The 19,615-nt window shown below is 45.0% G+C and carries 15 protein-coding genes and 2 tRNA genes; 9 read left to right on the plus strand and 8 right to left on the minus strand.

Annotation, left to right across the window (positions count from 1 at the left end; genetic code table 11):
• Nucleotides 1-55 precede the first annotated feature (55 nt).
• The 7 genes from B3M51_RS12520 to B3M51_RS12550 form a co-directional block, all read right to left on the minus strand.
• Complete coding sequence (locus B3M51_RS12520; RefSeq protein ID WP_292479522.1) at nt 56-748, minus strand: response regulator transcription factor; 693 nt, start codon at nt 746-748, stop codon at nt 56-58.
• A complete protein-coding gene (locus B3M51_RS12525) occupies nt 741-2,108 on the minus strand; it encodes a sensor histidine kinase (RefSeq protein ID WP_292759649.1) in 1,368 nt (455 codons plus the stop codon). Before B3M51_RS12525 ends, B3M51_RS12520 begins: the two co-directional genes overlap by 8 nt.
• Before the next feature lie 549 nt (nt 2,109-2,657).
• Nucleotides 2,658-2,731 (minus strand) — tRNA-Cys (locus B3M51_RS12530).
• A gap of 81 nt (nt 2,732-2,812) precedes the next feature.
• A tRNA-Gly gene (locus B3M51_RS12535) sits at nt 2,813-2,887 on the minus strand.
• A gap of 38 nt (nt 2,888-2,925) precedes the next feature.
• The gene (pgsA, locus tag B3M51_RS12540; protein ID WP_292479532.1) at nt 2,926-3,483 is read right to left on the minus strand and encodes a CDP-diacylglycerol--glycerol-3-phosphate 3-phosphatidyltransferase; all 558 of its coding nucleotides are present in this window, start codon (nt 3,481-3,483) and stop codon (nt 2,926-2,928) included.
• Between the two features lie 53 nt (nt 3,484-3,536).
• Nucleotides 3,537-5,378: an excinuclease ABC subunit UvrC gene (gene uvrC / locus B3M51_RS12545; RefSeq protein WP_292479533.1), complete on the minus strand. Its 1,842-nt coding sequence runs from the start codon at nt 5,376-5,378 to the stop codon at nt 3,537-3,539.
• Between the two features lie 12 nt (nt 5,379-5,390).
• Complete coding sequence (locus B3M51_RS12550; RefSeq protein ID WP_014707791.1) at nt 5,391-5,600, minus strand: hypothetical protein; 210 nt, start codon at nt 5,598-5,600, stop codon at nt 5,391-5,393.
• Nucleotides 5,601-5,752: 152 nt separating this feature from the next.
• Here B3M51_RS12550 and mfd point away from each other — a divergent pair, with 152 nt between their 5' ends.
• From mfd to B3M51_RS12595, 9 genes are all read left to right on the plus strand, one after another.
• On the plus strand, nt 5,753-9,211 hold the full coding sequence (mfd, locus tag B3M51_RS12555) for a transcription-repair coupling factor (RefSeq protein ID WP_292759653.1): 3,459 nt from the start codon (nt 5,753-5,755) through the stop codon (nt 9,209-9,211).
• The gene (locus B3M51_RS12560; protein ID WP_292759655.1) at nt 9,211-9,978 is read left to right on the plus strand and encodes a methyltransferase domain-containing protein; all 768 of its coding nucleotides are present in this window, start codon (nt 9,211-9,213) and stop codon (nt 9,976-9,978) included. Before mfd ends, B3M51_RS12560 begins: the two co-directional genes overlap by 1 nt.
• Nucleotides 9,979-10,068: 90 nt before the next feature.
• Nucleotides 10,069-10,938 (plus strand): ATP-dependent zinc protease, encoded by an 870-nt coding sequence (locus B3M51_RS12565; protein ID WP_292479537.1) that lies wholly within the window; start codon nt 10,069-10,071, stop codon nt 10,936-10,938.
• A gap of 9 nt (nt 10,939-10,947) precedes the next feature.
• The gene (locus B3M51_RS12570; protein ID WP_292479538.1) at nt 10,948-12,459 is read left to right on the plus strand and encodes an inactive transglutaminase family protein; all 1,512 of its coding nucleotides are present in this window, start codon (nt 10,948-10,950) and stop codon (nt 12,457-12,459) included.
• A complete protein-coding gene (locus B3M51_RS12575; RefSeq protein WP_292479539.1) occupies nt 12,456-13,457 on the plus strand; it encodes an alpha-L-glutamate ligase-like protein in 1,002 nt (333 codons plus the stop codon). Before B3M51_RS12570 ends, B3M51_RS12575 begins: the two co-directional genes overlap by 4 nt.
• Before the next feature lie 19 nt (nt 13,458-13,476).
• Nucleotides 13,477-14,196 (plus strand): SIMPL domain-containing protein, encoded by a 720-nt coding sequence (locus B3M51_RS12580; protein ID WP_014707797.1) that lies wholly within the window; start codon nt 13,477-13,479, stop codon nt 14,194-14,196.
• Nucleotides 14,196-15,254, plus strand: coding sequence for a PA0069 family radical SAM protein (locus B3M51_RS12585; protein ID WP_292759658.1), 1,059 nt, complete (start codon nt 14,196-14,198; stop codon nt 15,252-15,254). Before B3M51_RS12580 ends, B3M51_RS12585 begins: the two co-directional genes overlap by 1 nt.
• A 174-nt stretch (nt 15,255-15,428) precedes the next feature.
• Nucleotides 15,429-17,063: a methyl-accepting chemotaxis protein gene (locus B3M51_RS12590; RefSeq protein ID WP_292759660.1), complete on the plus strand. Its 1,635-nt coding sequence runs from the start codon at nt 15,429-15,431 to the stop codon at nt 17,061-17,063.
• A gap of 204 nt (nt 17,064-17,267) precedes the next feature.
• Nucleotides 17,268-18,875, plus strand: coding sequence for a methyl-accepting chemotaxis protein (locus tag B3M51_RS12595; protein ID WP_292759662.1), 1,608 nt, complete (start codon nt 17,268-17,270; stop codon nt 18,873-18,875).
• 38 nt (nt 18,876-18,913) lie between these two features.
• Here B3M51_RS12595 and B3M51_RS12600 read toward each other — a convergent pair.
• A partial coding sequence (locus B3M51_RS12600) for a Gfo/Idh/MocA family protein (RefSeq protein ID WP_292759664.1) occupies nt 18,914-19,615 on the minus strand: 702 nt, incomplete at its 5' end.

Here is a 19,615-nt window from a genome sequence, read left to right on the forward strand (position 1 = left end):
ATTTTCTAAGCTTATTTTTGTATCAATTTGTATCAGTAAATCCGGGGGATGAGGACTACAGAATGGTTATGGTTTCGGTCAGCTCATAGCCAACATTACGCACCGTTTTTATCGGGAAAGGAAATTGGTCAGTACTCAGGCGCTGACGCAGACGAGACATATGCAAGTCGAGACTTCGACTTTCCGGAGAATAATTAGGCTTACCTATGGCCGTGTATAAAGCTTCCCGAGTTGAAGGCTTGCTCAGCTGAGACTGCTTGGCAAGTTCATTTAACAGTGCAAACTCGCTACTGTTTAAAGGATGTTGCTGATCATCAGGTGTGATTAATAGCCACCCCGCTGCATCCAGTGTCCAGCGTCCAGACTTTCTAACAGGATTCGCCATTTGTGTCGTAAAACGGTTATGAATAACGGCTAATAATTCGCGCATATCGACTGGTTTAGGTAAGTAATAATCCGCACCTGAGTTAAGACCACTGACCCGGTGTTCTACTTCCCCCATTGAAGACAGCATGACCACATCCACGTAAGTGTTTTGTTTTAAATGGCGGGCAACATTGAAACCACTGTCATCCGGCAAATTAACATCCAGCAATACCATATCGGGTTGAAATGACTCTAATACTTGACTCAGCTGAGATGCAGATTCTGCTTCTTCAACCATAATGCCTTCATTGATCAACACGGCCTTGATTGGTGCCCGAAAATCTGCATCATCATCCACTATTACAACTCTGGGCTTAGCCATTGTTCACCTCTGATTTTGCTAACCGCACAGTAAACGTGGTCACCCCATCATCACAGTTCACTGTGACTTCGCCATCATGCATTTCAGTAATCTTTTTGACAAAAAACAATCCTAATCCTGAGCCCCCTGCCGAGTGACCGTTATCAGCACGGTAATATTTATCAAAAATATAATGTCGCTGTTGTTCATCAATACCGTCACCATCATCCATCACCCGAACCAGATAATCATTGTCCTGCTGCAGCAAATTCACTTGCACTGACTCAATATGAGCCGTATGACGTAAACCGTTGGCAATCAGATTGGCAAATAAAACCGGGAGAAAAATGGGCTCGCCTTTGACCATCGCATCATTATTAACTGTGGACTGAAATGGCACATTAAATTCGTCAGATACATTTCTGAGAATTTGCGTCAGTGAAACAGGTTCTAAACTGACCTGATTGTTTTCGATTGAATGCGCCATCCATTCATCATCAAGGCATCGCTCCACTAGTAAATTAAGCCGCTCGGAGACATTTTTGATTCGTGACAAGCTCTCTTCAACAATGCTGGTATGTGATGTTGCTAGCAGCAATGCAGCATCGGCATTGGCTTTGATTGCACCAATCGGTGCTTTAAACTCGTGCGACAGCATCGTCATGAAATGCTGCTGCTCCTGAAGCGAACGATTGGCAATATCACGGGCATAACTGACCTGCTCTACCTTTGCTCTTAATTGCTGCTGTAACTTTTCTGACGCTAATATGATAAGACCGATGGTTGTGACGATACTGTTTATGATCCCCCACAGAAAAATCATATAACCTGCATTGAAGTCTAAAAATCCCACTTCCCCAATTGGGGTAATCAACATATTCGGAATACGCCAAAGACTTATTGCACTGAATAAAAAAAACATCAATGACAAGCCTTTTCTGCCCGGCAAATCAATGGCATTTTTGCCTAACACCCAACCACACATCATGCCTAATATGCCAAGTCCCAACGACGAGATGATGATACGTTCGCCAAGGTTTTCATTGCCCGGGAACAACATAAAAAGCGGGGACAGAATAACAATTAGTGTTGATGGAATAACCCAACTCGTTTTTAAATCTGTCAGCAATCTGACAGCCTGATAATAAAAAAGAAATGACAGAAAAAAACAGGTATTACTCACCATGATCGACAACATCGGATCGATGCTGTCTCTGAGTAGTAAGAAAACGGAGCCCAACGCCTGACTACCACCTCCAAGCGCTGCATACTGCAATCCATTTATCTCTTTTATCAGACGATAAAACAGGAATAAGGCGATTGCCGCGATACAGGTGGTGACAACCAAAATAAGGACAATCGTTCGAAGATCAGGAAACACTATTTTCTCGCAGGAACAGGTTTTAGATAAAGCAGACTAAGCCGGTTAAAATCACTTAGTGAATATTGAAGTCCAGCCAGCTTAAAATGAGGTTTTCAGTTAACAACATCAATCAGTGAAATAGGCACTAATTACCAACTGGTCTTGATTTCTGTTGCTGCTGAGGGCAAACGAATTTCACCAAACAGCTTTACCTACAAGGATAAAGTGGTTAATTTCCATCTTCAAGTTTCTGGTCGTTAAACCGTTTCAATAAGTATCCAGAAACAATTGAGACACAAAAGATTATGAATACTACTGATTATTTTAACGTCTCTTGTTGTCCCAGAAATATCTGAACACTTCTCATAAGCTAGCTTTTCAAATAACCCAACAGTCTGCTGTTAATCAGTACAATCAAATCTTTCACTAAGCTCAACGGATAAGCAACGTCCAGGCTAAGCTATCAGCAAATAGTTGAGGTGTATTCATCATCGTTAAACCTCAAATAGCAGACATAAAAAAAGCGCCTTAGGCGCCTTAACTATTTTGATATTTCTGATTTTTAAATGGAGGCTGGGGTCGGAATCGAACCGGCGTTAACGGAGTTGCAGTCCGCTGCATGACCACTCTGCCACCCAGCCATGGTATGTCTACTTCTTAAAGCTATCCAAAACTAAAAAGCCGCAGTAGTGACTTGGACTGACCGCGGCTTTTTTTATTCTTGGAGCGGGAAACGAGATTCGAACTCGCGACCCCAACCTTGGCAAGGTTGTGCTCTACCACTGAGCTATTCCCGCTTAGGAAGACGTGCATTATAGGCACTTAATATTTTCTGTCAACCCTTATCTACCAACACTGGCAAGGCTGCTTTCAAGTAACTGATCATTGAGGTCAAAGTAAGTAAAGCGGCTATGTATAACAAGCCTACACCGATTTCAAAAACCGGTAATCCAAACAGCGGTTTATAGAAAATCAGACAACCGATAGCGACCATTTGAAAGGTGGTTTTCCACTTGCCGACAGAAGAAACCTGAACTACATGGCGGGCACCGATTTCAGCCATCCATTCGCGTAATGCGGAAATTGTGATTTCACGAAATACGATGACAATCACCGGAAGCAGAATAAACCAGACCGGTGATTTAAAGAGAATCAGCAGTAACGCCACCACCACAATTAATTTATCCGCGACAGGATCAATAAATGCTCCAAAGGGCGAGGTGAGATTCATCCGTCGTGCCAAGTAGCCATCAAGCCAATCCGTGATACCCGCCAGTACAAAGACAATGGTGGCCCATAAAGGAGCATATGGACTGGGAAGGAAATACAGTACCACCAGAACAGGTATTAAGAGGACCCTGAGCAGACTGAGTAAGTTAGGTAAATTCAGCATAAATCGTTTCGTTATAAGCTTTAGATAACGCTTATGTTAGCACTATGAAGTCTTTAATTGTCCGGATGGAACATATCGTAAATTTTTTGTGCCAGGGCAGCACTGATTCCATCCACCCTCTGCAGATCTTCAACACCGGCACGTTTTACCTCCTGGAGCCCGCCAAATTGCTGTAATAATTTTTGACGACGCTTTGGTCCTAATCCGGCAATATCTTCCAATGTTGAGCTTTTACGCGCTTTGGCACGGCGTTGACGATGACCGGTAATGGCAAAGCGATGCGCTTCATCCCGGACTTGCTGAAGTAAATGTAATGCAGGTGAATCAGCGGATAAGGTAACTTCGCCAGCACGACCGACCAGAAATAAGGTTTCTTCACCGGGTTTACGTGCAGGACCTTTGGCGATCCCCAAAATGGGCAGATCACTTAAATTCAGCTCAGCCAGCACTTCCTGCGCTTCTTTAATCTGTCCCTTACCACCATCTATCAGCAGTAAATCCGGTCGTTTACCCTCCCCGTTATTCAAACGGGTAAACCGGCGGCTCAGTGCCTGATGCATGGCGGCATAATCATCGCCACCGGTAATGCCTTCGATATTGAATTTGCGGTAATCGCTTTTAATCGCGCCTTCCAGTCCGAACACCACGCAGGAAGCCACTGTGCGCTCACCACTGGTGTGACTGATATCGAAACACTCAATACGTTTGGGCATTTCATCCAGCTCTAATACATCCTGCAAAATTTCAAAACGCTGTAATAAATTGGAGCGGCTGCTGATGCGTTGGGTCAGGCTGATATCAGCATTGGTCATAGCCATCTGTAACCAGCGTGTCGCATGACCACGTTGTGGCTTACGCAGGCTGACTTTATGTCCTGATTCGGTCTGTAATACATCCTGCAACAGCTGCGATTCTTCAACTTCATGACTCAGCAGGATTTCCGCAGGCACATCTTTGCCCAGATAATACTGCGGTATAAAGGCCGCCAGTAATTCTGACTCGGTCAAATCCGATGACCCTTTAGGGAAATAGGATTTGCTACCTAAATTACGTCCGCCTCGTACAAAACTGACTTCTACTACGGCTATACCATCTCTTACAATCGCCGCCAGAACATCAGAATCACCTTGCATTGAGCTGACATACTGGCGTTCCTGCACCCGGCGTAAACTGATAATTTTGTCACGGATAAATGCCGCCTGTTCGAACTGCAGATTCTGTGACGCCGTATCCATCTGTTGGCTCAACTCATCCATCACCTGCTGGTTTTTGCCTTCCAGAAACATGATGGTGTGCTGCACATCTTTTTGATAATCGCTTTCAGAAATCAATCCAACACACGGTGCAGTACAACGTTTAATTTGATATTGCAGACAGGGCCGGCTGCGATTTTGATAATAACTGTCCTCACACTGACGTACCGGAAACAGTTTTTGTAATAGATTTAGGCTTTCCCGAACCGCCCCGGCACTGGGATAAGGTCCAAAGTATTTGCCTTTTTTACGCTTGGCACCGCGATGAACGCTTAAGCGAGGAAATTTATCACCTGATATCAATAAGTATGGGTAACTTTTATCATCCCGCAATAACACGTTATATCGTGGCATCAACTCCTTGATCAGATTATTTTCCAGAATCAAGGCTTCGTTTTCAGTGTGAGTGACAGTGGTTTCTATCGCAGCTATCTGCGCCACCATCACCTGGGTTTTATTGGTTAAACCACTGCTGCGAAAGTAACTGCCAACACGTTTTTTGAGGTTTTTCGCCTTACCGACATAAATGACCGTGCCTTCCGCATCCAGCATACGGTAGACACCAGGACGACTGGTTAGTGATTTTACAAAACTGACCGGATCGAATGGGGATTCTATAGTGGGATTTTCAGCCTGACTCATTAAATTTCGTAACTAAGAATTATCGTCTTTTCTTGGAGAATATTGGCGCTGATAACATTTATGGGCCTGATAAAAACTGTTAGCAGACAAGCCTAACAAAATTAATCCACCGATTACTGCAGGTACATTTTCATGATAAAAATAAAACATGGCCAAGGCAGCTAATAACTCAGCAGTGCCAATAACTTTTAATAACACAACATTTTCCGTACGTTTCACCATGTTCCATCTCCGCTTCGTTGCAAAAATTTTGACTATAGCATTAACACTTATTATTTGTAAGGACATTACATTCCTCCGAAATCACGAGTGCTGTGATCGGGCAATTGTGGGAAAATAACGCGCTTTCTCATTTCACTATCAGGGTATCACTCTTGCCAGCTAATTTGCTTCAGCCTGTCTTACCAGCATCAGCCAAAGATCAACTCCGTGCCGGACAATTATACGGCAGTGCACAAGGTTTGCTGTTAGCAAAAGCGGCTCAGCAACATAATGGTCCTTTATTAGTGGTCACCGATGATGTTGCCAGTGCCCATCGGCTTGAATTGGAAATTCGTTTTTATCTGGGTGATACCGAGCTGCCGATATTGCATTTCCCGGATTGGGAAACGTTGCCATATGACAGCTTTTCGCCGCATCAGGATATTGTTTCAGAACGGCTGCAGACATTACATCAATTGCCCGACTTTAAACGCGGCATTTTACTGGTGCCGATTGCCACTCTGATGCAACGCATTGCACCACGAGCATTTCTCGATGGCAACCACCTGGAACTGAAGATTGGCGATCAGTTTGATATTGAACAATGGCGATTGAAACTGGAAAAATCCGGTTACCGGAATGTTGCCCAGGTGATTGAGCATGGTGAGTTTGCGGTTCGCGGGGCGATTATAGATTTGTTTCCAATGGGCAGTCGACATCCTTACCGTATTGATTTGTTTGATGATGAAATTGATACGCTACGAACGTTTGATCCGGAAACCCAACGTTCCATCGACTCCATTGATCAAATACAGCTGTTACCGGCACGCGAATTTCCAGTTAATGACGACAGTATTGCTTTGTTCCGTAAACAATTCCGTCAGTATTTCGATGGGGATCCGCAACGCAGCTTGATTTACCGGGAAGTCAGCGCCGGTAATATGCCGGGCGGTATCGAGTTTTATCTGCCACTATTTTTTGAGCAAACTGCCCGTCTCACCGATTATTTGCCGGATAACACGTTGTTAGTTCAGCTCAATGACACCTTTAATGCTGCTGAACTGTTCTGGCAGGAAATCCAGATCCGATACCGTCAGCATAGTGTTGATCCAGAAAGACCATTGTTACCCCCAATCAATGTCTTTGTTCCGGTTGAAGAATTATTCAGTCAGTTCAAACAGTGGCAACGGATGCAATGCCAGAACTTTGAATTGGATGGCTCGGCAGGTAACAGCAACTATGCCACGGTGATGCCGCCATCATTACCGTTGAACTCCAAGCAGGATCGTCCCTGCGAAGCGTTACATCAGTTTATCGATAAATTCAGTGGACGAATCTTAATCGCTGCCGAATCAGCCGGGCGTCGTGAAACCCTGCTGGACCTGCTGCGTAAAAACCAGCTGCAACCCAAAGTCGTCGACAACTGGGATGCGTTTATTAATGAAAGCGCCCCACTATGCATTACTGTTGCTCCACTCGAACAGGGTTTGCTGCTGCAAATTGAAAATATTGCGGTGGTGGCTGAAACCCAGCTGTTCGGCCAACAGGTTATGCAACGTCGCCGTCGCAGCCGTAAAAAGCGTGATTCCGATGCCATTATCCGTAACCTTGCTGAACTGACCATTGGTGATGCCGTGGTGCATGAGGATCATGGTGTTGGCCGCTATCTGGGCCTGCAAACACTGGATGTTGGTGATGTGGCCACTGAATACGTAACATTGGAATATGCAAAAGGCGACAAGCTCTACGTCCCAGTCGCTTCATTGGATTTAATCAGTCGCTATTCAGGTTCTGCACCTGAACTTGCCCCGCTTCATCAGCTTGGCACTACACAATGGGAAAAAGCCCGCCGCCGTGCCGCTGAGAAAGTACGTGATGTGGCAGCAGAGTTACTCGATATTTATGCCAAACGTGCTGCCAACAAAAAACCGCCGATGCAATCACCTGATGAACAATATGAAGCCTTTTCGGCAGCATTCCCGTTTGAAACCACGCCCGACCAACAGGATGCAATTGATGCAGTGATTGCTGATATGCAATCAGAAACACCCATGGACAGATTAGTCTGCGGTGACGTCGGTTTTGGTAAAACTGAAGTCGCCATGCGCGCCGCTTTTCTGGCCGTTCAATCCGGCAAACAGGTTTTGGTACTGGTGCCCACCACCCTGCTCGCTCAGCAGCATTATGAAAATTTCAAAGATCGCTTTGCTGACTGGCCGATGCGAGTGGAAGTCTTGTCCCGATTCCGCAGTAAAAAACAGCTTGATGATGTGAAATCAGCGATCAGCGAAGGCACTGCTGATATTGTTATCGGTACTCATAAACTATTACAGCAGGATATTGATCCAAAACGACTGGGCTTGTTTATTCTCGATGAAGAACATCGTTTCGGCGTCACACAGAAAGAACAACTGAAAAAATATCGCGCCCAAATCGATGTCCTCACTTTGACCGCGACACCGATTCCCCGCACCCTGAATATGTCGATTTCCGGTATTCGTGATTTATCGATTATTGCCACTGCACCCGCGCGCCGATTGGCCATTAAAACCTTTGTATTACAATGGAATGCTGACAAAATCCGTGAAGGTATGCTGCGTGAAATCAAACGTGGTGGTCAGGTGTATTTTCTACATAATAAAGTGGAAGACATCGATCGGGTTGCACGTGAACTGGAAACCTTAATGCCGGAAGCGCGCATTGCGGTTGCCCATGGTCAGATGCGTGAACGTGAGCTGGAACAGGTCATGCTCGACTTCTACCATCAGCGGTTTAATGTGCTGGTATGTACCACCATTATCGAAACCGGTATCGACGTACCCACCGCCAATACTATCTTTATTGATAGAGCCGATAAATTAGGCCTGGCGCAGCTTTATCAAATCCGTGGCCGTGTAGGACGTTCGCATCACCGTGCTTATGCTTATCTAATCACTCCACCGCAACAGGCCATGACAGCCGATGCGATAAAACGCCTTGAAGCGATTGAGTCGATTGAAGATTTGGGCGCTGGTTTTACCCTGGCAACCCACGATATGGAAATTCGCGGTGCCGGTGAATTACTGGGTGATGAGCAAAGCGGCCAGATGCAGGAAATTGGCTTTACCTTATATAACGAACTGCTGGAACGTGCGGTCAATGCATTGAAATCGGGCAAAACGCCGGATCCGGATAATATGGCGCGCCACACCGTAGAAATCGATCTGCATGTGCCCGCGTTGATTCCATCCGATTATCTGCCTGATGTGCATACCCGTCTGGTGTTATATAAACGCATTGCGGCGGCGGTAGATAAAGAAGCCTTACGTGAACTGCAGGTGGAAATGATTGATCGGTTTGGTTTGTTGCCTGAACCGGTGCAAACCCTTTTTGCTGTCCATGAGTTACGCCTTAAAGCCAAAACCATCGGTATTCGCAAAATTGATGTTTATGACCAGGGAGGTCGTTTACTGTTTGATAAGGAACCGCAGGTTGAACCGATGACGATTATTCAGTTGATTCAGAAACAGCCTTCGCGTTTCAAACTGGATGGTCAGGATAAATTGCGCTTTACCGATAATATGCCGGATGCGGAAAGTCGGATCATGGTCATAGATACCCTGCTGGATAATCTGCTTAAACCGGCTGCCTAATGCAACAGGATCGAAATTTCGACGACTTGGCTGAGCGATTTAATGCGCGCATTTATGACACGGGTAAAGGCCAGTTAAGATTAGCGATCCTCAAACAGGATCTGCAGCAGTTTACCGAGGTCAAACCATTATCAATCTGGGATGCTGGCTGCGGGGCCGGACAGATGAGTGTATGGTTAGCCGGTTTTGGTCACCAGCTGACATTGTGTGATATCTCAGAAAAACTGCTCCATCAGGCGCGGCAGGAATTTGCTCAAGCAAGACTTGACGCCAGTTTTCACCATGCCTCTATTCAACAATTGGCGCCACAACTGGAACAGTTTGATCTGGTAATTTGTCACGCCGTTGTGGAATGGCTGGCAACACCTTTAGAAACGCTGAAACAGGTAATGGATCGCGTTAAACCCGGTGGTTATCTCTCATTGATGTTCTATAATCGCAACGCTATGGTTTACAAAAATATCATTCGCGGTGGCTGGAGACTGGAACCAATTCTCAATGATCGCTATATTGGTGTTGGTAACAAGCTCAGCCCACCCTATCCACAATACCCATTTGAATTGATTCAGTTTTTACAAAATAATGATTTTGAAATTAAACAGCAGAGTGGAATTCGAGTGTTTAGTGATTATTTGAACTTTGAGAGTCGCCACCAGACCAATGAACAGGAATTACTGGCATTAGAGCTGCAATATTGCCGAATGCCAACCTATCGTGACATGGGACGTTACGTACATTTACTCACCGAGAAAAAGTCTCCGGGTTAATCAGGATTACTTCATAATATGCAGCCCTATCAAGCCGAACTTGATAAACGCGTTTTGACTTTATAATCCGTTTTAAGATTTAGGAAAGACATGCTCAAACTAAAACTTCCATTCATCATCATGATAGCAAGTCTGTTGACCACTGCTTGTATTCAAAACCAGTCACGCCCGACCGTTTCCAATGAACAATTAAAATCCGCACTTAGCGACACTGAATCACGAATGGAAACTCAGGTCCGCCAACAGTGCCAGAAAATCATTGATAACCAGAACAAACACCAGGCTGGGCTTCAGTCATTTTCAAAAGAACAACAAATTACCCGTAAACAACTTGATCAGCTTAATAATCAAGTTGAAGAGCTAAATGAAACACTGGCTAAACGCGCAGTTGTGCAGTCAGTACAAGCGATTCAGCCAATGGAAACCAATAGCTGTCCACCAGCGGCACCTATGACATTAAATGACAAATTGGTATTGGGCCAAACAGAATGGTTGTGGATTGAAGCCGTAAATCGGGTGTTTCCTGCGCGAGTCGATACAGGCGCCACAACATCATCTTTGACCGCTCAGGATATTGTTACCCTGGAACGCGATGGGCAAAAATGGGCGCGTTTTACCATTGTTCCGGAAGAAGGCAGCGACAATAGCTACGAAGTGGAAGCCCCTATTGCCCGGATAGCCAATATCCGCCAGTCCTCGACCAACGAACTTGATAAACGCCCTGTGGTTAGACTGACCATTCGTATTGGTAATATGACGGATACCGCAGAGTTCACCCTGACCGATCGCTCGCATATGAGTTATCCAATTCTGCTGGGTCGTGAATTTTTAAAAGATATTGCTGTGGTGGATGTGGCTAAGAAAAATGTTCAGCCAAAACCCGAAATCCTCAAAGATCGTGCATCGGCCATCCCGAAAAAAGCCAAGCAGGCTAACCCTAAAGCATCAGACGAAGAATAAGGATCCATCATGGCATCACGTACGCCTTTTTATATTCTGGTAAGTCTGCTGTTTCTTGCCGGTACTGCATTAACTCTGCACCGGCATATTGCTTTTGATATTCCATGGTTTCCCGGCGAGCAAAGACAGACCTGGTCCATTGAAGCCAAGGTGGATTTTGAAGCTGATGGAAACCCGGTGACTGCCCGTTTAGCCATTCCAAATACCCAGCCCGGTTTTACGCAACTTAATCAACAAACTGCCAGCCCGGGTTATGGATTGTCTTTTGTTGAACGTGAGAGCGGAACCTATGCTGAATGGTCAATTCGTGAAGCAAATGGTGATCAATCGCTGTATTACAAAGTGGATATGCTGGTCGATCCGTTTGCCATTCCAGATGAACAGACTGTCATTCCAAGCGCCAAACCTAATGTTGAAAAAGAGCCCTACGCTACTGCGGCACAAATGATTCTGGAACGTGCAATAGAGCGTTCATCTTCCAACTACACGCTGGCGCGTGAACTCATTCATGAATTTAACAATCAGCAACAAACTGCTGAGCTTCTGGCACAGGTCAAACCCAAAACAGCATGGATTTCACAATTGCTACAGGAGGCCGGCGTTCCAGCCAGACGTATTCATGCATTAGAACTTGAAGATGGCCGTCGTCGCCAGTCTTTAATTGAATATATTCAGGTGTTTGATGGCGAAGAATATGACATCTTCAATCCTGAAACAGGTGAGCAGGGACAGGCTGAAAATATGTTGCTTTGGCAATATCATTCTGGGCCGGTTCTGGAAGTCATTGGGGCGACAAATGCTCAGGTTTCCTATTCGATGATCTCTCAGGAACAACCCTTTAATATCGCGTTAAATCAAAAGTTTGCCGATAACGAATGGTTGAATTTCTCCTTGTATACGCTGCCGCTGGAAGAGCAAGCCATTTTTAAAGGCATTTTATTAATTCCGGTAGGTGTTTTAATCGTTGTATTAATGCGCATTCTGGTTGGTATCAAAACCTCCGGTACCTTTATGCCGGTATTGATTGCCATGGCGTTTATTCAAACCAGTCTGCTGACCGGTCTGATTGGCTTTTTATTAATTGTTGGTGTAGGACTGATGATCCGCTCGTATTTGTCCTATCTGAATTTATTACTGGTAGCCCGAATATCCGCGGTGATCATTATGGTTATTGGCATGATCGCCATTTTCTCCATCATTGCCTATAAATTTGGCTTGACTGAAGGCATGAAAATCACCTTCTTCCCGATGATCATTCTGGCATGGACCATTGAGCGTATGTCGATTCTGTGGGAAGAAGAAGGTGCGAAACAAGTCATGATTCAGGGTGGCGGTTCATTGCTGGTGGCAATTTTGGCTTATATGGCAATGAATCTGGACTGGGTACGTCACTTAACCTTCAACTTCATGGGTATTCAGCTGATCCTGATGGCATTAACGTTGGTTGCAGGTAGTTACACCGGTTATCGTTTACTGGAGTTAAAACGTTTTAAACCGTTAACCAAACTGGACAAATCATGAGCGAGCCAGCAGTAAAAATGAACTGGTTCCAGACCATGCGTGAGCGTTACGCACATCCCGGTGCACTGAGCAAAATCGGTGTACTGGGCATGAACCGTCGTAATGTGTCTTATATCAGCCGTTACAATCCCCGGCATTTGTTTCCATTAGTCGACGACAAGTTACAGACTAAGGAACTGGCTTTGGAAGCCGGAGTAAAAGTCCCAGACTTAATCGGCGTTATCAGTGAACAGCATGCGGTTAAAGAGTTAAGTCATATTCTGCAACGCTGTAGTAGCGGATTTTGTATCAAACCGGCGCACGGTTCAGGCGGTAAAGGCATCATGGTGATTACCCGTCAGAGTGAAGAAGGTTACCGGAAGTCTAATGGTCAATTTGCCACCATTAGTGATCTGGAACGCCATGTCAGCAATATTCTGGCAGGTTTATTCTCACTGGGCGGCCGTGCCGATGTGGCCATTATTGAAGATTTGATTCATTTTGATGACTGTTTCAGCGGCTTTAGCTATGAAGGCGTTCCGGATACCAGAATCATTGTCTTTCGTGGCTTTCCAGTCATGGCGATGATGCGCTTATCGACCGCAGATTCAAATGGTAAAGCCAATCTGCATCAAGGTGCGGTAGGTGTTGGACTGGATATTGGTGATGGCCATGCCCTACGGGCCGTACAATTTGACAAGCCGATTCTTTTACATCCGGATACCGGATTGAACATGATGACGCTAAAGGTTCCGCATTGGGAAGAAGTATTAACACTGGCAGTATCTTGTTATGAAATGTCAGGGCTGGGATACTTGGGGACTGATATTGTTTTGGATCGTTTTAAAGGGCCAATGCTACTCGAATTAAATGCTCGGCCAGGACTGACCATACAGATTGCCAACGGCAAAGGCCTGTTGCCACGACTACGCCAGATTGAAAGTCTCAGTCATAAGAAAAGAATGAGCGTCGCTGACCGCGTCGCTTATGCAAGAGAACACTTTACCGACCATCGCTGATTATACAGGAGCTCAGAATATGGCTAATCAAACCAAATCGACCGCATTGATTTTAGGTGGGGCATTATTTCTGGGCTTGACCCTGCTGGGATTTCAACTCGGCAAGGCGTTGATCGATTTTAAACAGTTCGAACGCAGTGTCACAGTAAAAGGTTTATCTGAACGCGACTACCCTGCTGATGTAGTGATCTGGCCGATTCAGTTTATTGAAGCCAACAATGATTTACCTGAGCTTTATCGAACAGTAGAGAATAACAGCAGTAAAGTTCGAGATTTTCTGATCCAACGGGGCATTGATGAAGCTGAAATCACATTTAATTCACCTTCAATTACTGATAAATCAGCCCAGCAATATGGTGGTGGGCCCAGGGCAGAATTTCGTTACACCGCAAACCAGACCATAACGGTCTATTCCGAAAATATTGAAGCCGTTCGTAAAGCGATGGCGGCTTTGGCCGATCTGGGCAAACAAGGTCTGGTATTAGCTGGAAATAACTATATGGCACAGACGGAATACTTGTTTACCCGGCTCAATGAAATCAAACCTGAAATGATCGAAGAAGCCACCGAAAATGCCCGTGAAGTTGCCGAAAAATTTGCCGAGGATTCAGACAGCAATCTGGGCAAAATCCGCAAAGCCTCGCAAGGTCAATTCAGTATAAGCGCCCGCGATAATAATAATCCGCATATCAAAAAGGTTCGGGTGGTTTCTACAGTGGAATATTATTTGTCTGATTGATGCCTCCTAAACAACCTTCAATCAAAGGACGAGGAACTACAGACAAAATTGATGGACGTTTCAACACTTATCAGCGAGAACTGATTGAAGATGGCTGGTTTCAGGAACCAGAAAATCCACCCAAAACGACGGTGGAAATTGAACACCCGAAAACGATTATTACCCGTAATCAATCACCTGATTTACCTTTCAGCCAATCAATAAATGCATATCGTGGCTGCGAACATGGTTGTATTTATTGTTTTGCCCGTCCATCTCATGCCTACTTAGGATTATCGCCTGGCCTCGATTTTGAAACCAGGCTCACGGTTAAACCCAACGCAGCCAGTTTGCTTAAGCAAGAGTTAGCCGCAAAAAATTATCAATGTTCGCCAATTTCATTGGGAGCCAACACAGACCCCTATCAACCAATAGAACGTGAATATCAAATCACGCGTCAGATATTGCAAGTGTTTAATGAAACCCGTCATCCCTGTCATATCGTCACCAAGTCATCGATGGTTGAACGGGATATCGATATTCTGCAGCAAATGGCCCGGCATAATCTGGTTCGGGTACATCTTTCAGCTACTACTCTGGATTCAGCTCTGTCACGGGTACTGGAGCCCAGAGCCAGCGCGCCAAAAAGAAGATTGAAAACAATTGAAACGTTACGTGCAGCGAATATTCCCGTGACGGTATTAATCGCTCCCGTCATACCTGTATTAACCGATGCTGAACTGGAAAATATTGTGAAAGCTGTTGTCGATGCAGGCGCATTGGACGTTAATTACATTCTGCTCAGATTACCGCTTGAGGTGAGCCCATTATTTGAGCAGTGGCTGCAGACTCACCGACCAGACCAGGCCCAGCATATTCTGAACCGAATTCATGATTTACGTGGAGGTAAAAACAACGATCCACGCTTTGGTCATCGTCTACGCGGGGAAGGTATATTTGCTGATCTGCTTGCCCAACGCTTTCGAAGTATCGTTAAAAAACTTCAGATCGACTCTACATTAGCACCATTAAGCTGTGACCTTTTCCAAGCACCCAATAGTCAGATGCGATTGTTTTAGCCCTCTCTTTTAGTTTTTTGAAAACATCCATAGTTGCTAAGCGCTTTCTCATGATGAATTAGAGAAAATTCCTGATTATCATATTTAAACAGGCATTCATAATATTCCTTTGACATAAAACTCACATGCAATACTAGATTATGCGCGGGTTTTAAATTACCCAGGGAATACTCAGTGACTATCAAAAACAGGCTTCAACTCGGCTTTGGCATCGTTTTAAGTTTAATGGTGTTAATCGCCATTATCGGCATAAATGAAGTCAGTAAAATTGACCGTACCATGAGTAAAATCAATGAGGTCGATAGCGTAAAACAACGCGCTGCCATTAATTTTCGTGGCAGTGTGCATGACCGGGCCATATCGGTTCGGGATGTGGTACTAAGTGAAAATAGAGCCGAGCGCCAGCAGCATCTTCAGGATATCGAACGCTTAGAACAATTCTATTCAGAATCAGCTATCAGCCTGGAAGCAATGGCCAATAATCCCCAGCAATTTACTGTTGAGGAAAAAACGCTGCTTGATAACATTAAAAGCATTGAACAACAAACGCTCAGTCACACCGCAGAAACCATCCAGCTGATTAATCAGGGCCGGGATAGTGAAGCACGGGATTATCTGTTACAGAATACCTCCCCTGCTTACACACAATGGTTGAAAGCAGTAAATCAATTTATTGACTTTCAGGAAGCCACCATCAGTGAGCAGGTTGACTACATTCGCCAGCAAACCGGAGGATTTATGGCATTAATGATTACGGTGACGCTGATCGCCTTCATCATTGCCATCTTTGTCAGCTATCGCCTAATTGGCCGATTGTATTCAACCATTGGTGGTGAGCCTGACTCAGCAGCTCAGTTAATCAGAGTTTTTGCTTCAGGTGACTTAACTCAACAAGCTCATACCAAATTCCCTAAAAGTATTGTCGGTGCGCTGAGCACCATGTCGAGCGAGCTTTCGCATATTATGAAAGCCATTAGCTCCTCTGCCGGGCAAGTATCAGATGCCGCCAAAGTGATGAATCAGACCTCGACAGATAATCAGAGTTTAGTCATTGATCAGAAACAGCAAACGTTGGATGGGGCCAATGCCATCAGTGAAATTTCTACCTCGGTACAAGAGATTGCCCGTCTGACTAATGAGGCTGCGATGCAAGCTCAAACGGCGGATAAAGAGACAATTAACGGTAATCAGGAAGTAGCCAAAACACTTACCAGTATTGCTGAGTTGGCGGCAAAAGTTGAAGAAGCCGCCAGAGTCATTGATGAACTGTCGGAGGACAGTAAGCAGATTGGCACTGTTGTTGAAGTTATTGCCGACATTACCGAACAAACCAATCTTCTGGCGTTGAATGCTGCTATTGAAGCTGCACGTGCTGGTGAACATGGCAGAGGCTTTGCTGTAGTTGCCGATGAAGTTCGTGGTCTCGCCAGTCGAACCAAAGAATCGACGTTAAATATCCAAAAATTAATTGAAAAGACTCAAAGTAGAACGGTAATTGCAGTGAAAGTCATGGAAGAAGGTAAAAACAAAGCCCATCAATGTGTTACCCAGGCAGAACATGCCGGTGAATCTTTGGCGGTAATCAGCCGTTCAGTTACCGCTATTAATGATATGAATGCCCAGATAGCCAGTGTCGCCGAACAACAATCAGCCGTCGCTGAAGAAATTAACAATAACTTCCGCAGGATTACAGATGTATCTGACAAAGCGGAAGCGGGATCACAGTCGATTTCTTCTTTAAGCACTGAGCTCAATCAATTGGCAGAAATACTACAACAATCCATCAGTAAATTTAAAACCGCCAGTTAAAAACCCGCTCGCAGGCAGTCTAAAAAGCCACTCTCCTATTGAGTGGCTTTTTCATTTGATTGTCTTTAAGCCTTGCTTTGAGGCATTTACCTCACCACCAGTACGCTGAATATAAATAGCGCTCATTAAAATTCCATTGCGGACGATAACAATCAAAAGCAGTACATGGCTTAAAAAAAAACAATAAATTTAAGGTGAGAGAAAATGAAGTTGTATCAGAAACTCATTGTGTCCAATGTGGTAAGCAGCCTGTTGCTAACCTTAATTATTGTCAGCGCCACCACCTATATCCTGAGTCAGGGCTTATATATGCAAGCTCAGGAAAACCAGGAGAGCAATATGCGGGTGGCCTGGTCCGTGCTGGAGCAGCAAGGCCAGCAATTCAGTCTGGAAAATAATCAATTGCTGTTAGATGGTCAACCCATTGATCAGGATTATGCTGTCGTCGATAAAATCAAACAATTAGTGGGTGGAACGGCCACTATCTTTCAATATGACACGCGAATATCGACCAATGTGATTAAAAACGATGGAACACGCGCCATTGGCACAAAGCTCGCTCCTGGAGAAGTTTACGACACTGTCTTAAAACAGGCGCAGCCATTCCATGGTGAAGCAGATATTCTGGGAGTACGTTACTTTACTGCCTATGAGCCCATTCTGAATAATGATGGTGAAGTCCTTGGAATTTTGTACGTTGGTGTCGAAAAAGCACGGTTTTTCGATATTATTGGTGAGCTGGTTACCAAAAGCGTGGTATTTGCCATTATCCTGGTGGTTATTTCTGCCATTGCCATTCGTCTGTTAACCCGTCGTTTATTGCTGCCACTTAGCGAACTGGAAACGTCGATGAGCAATCTGGCTATGGGTGAGGCTGATTTAACCAAACGGCTGCCGATAGTAAATGCCGATGATGAAATAGGTGTTGTGGCCAGTGCCTTTAATAAGTTTATGAATAATTTACAGAATATTATTCGTGATTTACTGGAACATACCCAAAAAACCTCTGAATCTGCCAATCAGCTAACGGATATTTCCGATCGCGTCGCCACCGGTTCCGTAAAACAGAAACAAGTAGTAGACGATATCGTACAGAAAATCACCCATATCAATTCTACCATCCAGTCAGTTGCCAATAATGCTTCTGAAGCTCAGGACATTTCCAAAACCGCACAACATTCTGCAGAAAACGGCCGTGCCGTTGTAGCTGAAGCAGCTGACAGTATTAATCAAATTGCTGAAGCCGTCCGGCATATGGCGTCTACGGTCACTAATCTCGGTGAACGTTCTGACGAAATAAGTGGCATTCTGCAAGTAATTCAGGATATTGCGGCTCAAACCAATTTACTGGCATTGAATGCTGCGATTGAAGCCGCACGGGCTGGTGAACAGGGTCGAGGTTTTGCCGTTGTAGCTGATGAAGTACGCAAATTAGCCGAGCGCACTTCCCAGGCCACATTAGAGATTGGTGAAGTTATCGCCGCAGTCCATTCGGAAACGCAGAATGCTGTAAAACATGCAGATCAAGGTGAAGTGCTGGTTAAACACGGTGTAGAACTTGTCGAAAAAGCCGGTCAATCGCTGCTGCAAATTAACGCCGGCGCTCAGCAGACAAATAATGTCATTGAAAATATAGCCTCTGCAGCAGCTCAGGGAAGTGATGACAGTAAGGAAATTAACAGCCAGATAGATAAAATCTCACAAATGGCAAAAGACAGAGCCGAAATCAGTGAGCAAATATCACAAACTGCTGAGCAACTTGCCCTGCTCTCTGGACGGCTCAAAACTACTGTTGATAAATTCCAGGTTTGATCAAATCGAAAGGCTGCATCAATGTGCAGCCTTTTTTGTTAATCCAGTGTTATGGTTTTACCTTCTTTGACCGATTGCAATGTAGCCACAATCGCATTGCAGTTTGCCCGGGCATCCTGCAGGCTGAGTAGAGGATCCGTGTTGTTCAGCACACAACTGGAAAAATGTTCAATTTCGTTAACAAATTGATCGGCAGCTGGCACTTCAACGGTTTCATGTTGGCCCGCCTCGGTCCACCAGGAAATTTTCGCGGGTTCATCTGCCGGTTGCCAGGTGGCATGACAGGTGACTCCACCTAATGTGCCAATGATTTCGTAGACACTGCGACGGGCATGTTCAAAACTCATCTCAAACTGGGCGAATTTTCCGTCACCATAATCAAAAATACCGGTCAGACTTAAATCAGCACCATGCTCATTAAGTTTAGCTACCGCAGTCACGGCTTTAGGCTCTCCTTCAAACCACAATCTGGCAGTATGAATTGCATAGGGCCCGATATCCCACATTGCTCCACCACCATTGGCAATGGGCCGATTAACTCGATATAAACGTGCCGGTTTCATTGGAAAGGCAAAACGGCTGCTGACGGTTCTGACTTCGCCGATTACGCCTGACTCAATAATTTCCCGCACTGCATCATGCTGAGGATGAAAGCGATACATAAACCCTTCCATCACGGTCACGCCCTTTTCTTTAGCAGCCTGGGTAATGGCATCAATATCTTTAACCGTGAGAGCCAT

It is taken from the genome of Methylophaga sp. UBA2689 (genome assembly GCA_002354555.1).
Lineage (GTDB): Bacteria > Pseudomonadota > Gammaproteobacteria > Nitrosococcales > Methylophagaceae > Methylophaga.